Raw genomic sequence first — 1,605 nt, forward strand, 5'->3', positions numbered from 1 at the left:
TTCAGCGAGAAGACACGATCACGCAAAGGCCGCCCAGCTGTCAGGCGAACGACGAACCCCACCAAGAAATGATCTTGGTGGGGTTAATAGTCAAGCTGAGCCCGTGCCACCGAAGGCTGACCAACGGCAGTTCGTGACACCGAAGTCCGGGCGCCACGGCATGTGGTGCCGGTCACCGCATTCCCAGCGGGTGCTATGAGTGACGGTCGTACGATCCGGTCGTTACACAGACCATGAAGATCACCTCTCGTATCCTCGCCGTGGCCGCCGTCTGCGGCGCCCTGCTGGCGGCCACCGCGCCAGCGCACGCCACCGACGTTCTCAACCTGGTCAACGCCAAGCGCATCCCGGTCTCCGTCCTCTCGGAAGGCAACACCAGCGCGGACAACATCCAGATCACCCCCAGCATCCAGCAGGACTTGGACCTCATCGACGGCGGCGGCGAGTAGCCACGACTGCAGACTCCGGTGGCACGACAAGGGCGGCCGTGCCGGCCTACGGTTCGGGAGCCGCGCCCGCGTGATGGACAGCCGTCACGCAGTGACGCGTACCGCAACGACCCTCCGGATACGTCACGGCCCGCTGCCGGCATCTTCGCGGCGCTGTCTCCACGCCCTCGTGCGGCACTTCGGCGAGCAGTACACCGAATCAGTGCGCTTGCGCACCGACACCGTCAGCCCGCACGCCGGACACCGACCCTGCCCCCACACCATCCCGCCCCGGACCAGCTCCCGATTCAGGGAAGCCACGACCCGCCGGTAGATCTCCTCATGACGCTGCACCCGCCGCCACTGACGACTCCGGCACGTCGTATCGCAGTACCGCCGGCGAGGGCCCGCGTCCTTGGGCAGCAACGCCCGGCACTGCACACACCGCCGCACACGCTTCCTCGACACCCCACCAGCGTCCCGCCCACACAGCCATGGCGGAAGAACACCCGCCCGGACAGCCGCCACCGCGGCAACCACGGACAACCACCCGACTGACCCCGCACGCAGTCGACCGGCAGGGTGAAGGCATCCCAGATGACGTGGATCCTGCCGGAGCCGATGCTCACCACCACGGTGCGCAGCCCCGCCCTGCCACCGCGATCGGCCGCGGAACCCAAGTGGGACGGCTTCCGGGCCGGTCTCTGCGTCGACGGCAGCCAGGTCATGCTGCGCTCACGGCGCGGCACTCCCATGGCACCCGCGTTCCCCGAGGTGGTGGCCGACGCCGCGCAGCTGCCGGACGCCACCGCCCTGGACGGCGAACTCATCGTATGGAACGCCGACGGGCGTCTCGCCTTCGAGCAGCTGCAGAACCGGCTGCACCGCCGCGGTGCCGCAGCCGCCCGGGCCGCCGCACAGTGGCCGACTCATTTCGTCGCGTTCGACGTACTGCGCCTCGTGGGCACCGACACCACGGACTGGCCCTACCGGCGGCGCCGGGCCGCCCTCGAGGAACTGTTCAACGCGCACCGGCTGACGGCGCCGTGGGGCGGCGGGCGGGAAGCGCACGTATGCGGCGGTGGCGGCGGATGTCGGGGTGACCGGCGAGACGCTGCGCAGTTGGGTGCGCCAGGCCGATGAGCAGGCGGGCCGCGGCAACCGCGACGAGCCTGTC

The 1,605-nt window shown here is 69.7% G+C and carries 1 protein-coding gene and 1 pseudogene; both read left to right on the plus strand.

What is annotated here, in order from left to right:
* Positions 1-233: 233 nt before the first annotated feature.
* Entirely contained in the window at positions 234-449 is a 216-nt protein-coding gene (locus tag AB0D14_RS44930) for a hypothetical protein (protein WP_362791321.1), read from the plus strand.
* A 600-nt stretch (positions 450-1,049) separates the two neighbouring features.
* A pseudogene (locus AB0D14_RS44935) lies at positions 1,050-1,442 on the plus strand (ATP-dependent DNA ligase); the annotation flags it as partial.
* Positions 1,443-1,605: the final 163 nt, after the last annotated feature.

The organism is Streptomyces sp. NPDC048484 (assembly GCF_040651415.1).
Taxonomy (GTDB): Bacteria; Actinomycetota; Actinomycetes; order Streptomycetales; family Streptomycetaceae; genus Streptomyces.

What these genes read in the sequence shown, in the direction of transcription:
- AB0D14_RS44930 (WP_362791321.1), top strand. Translation starts at nt 234, where the DNA reads ATGAAGATCACCTCTCGTATCCTCGCCGTGGCCGCCGTCTGCGGCGCC.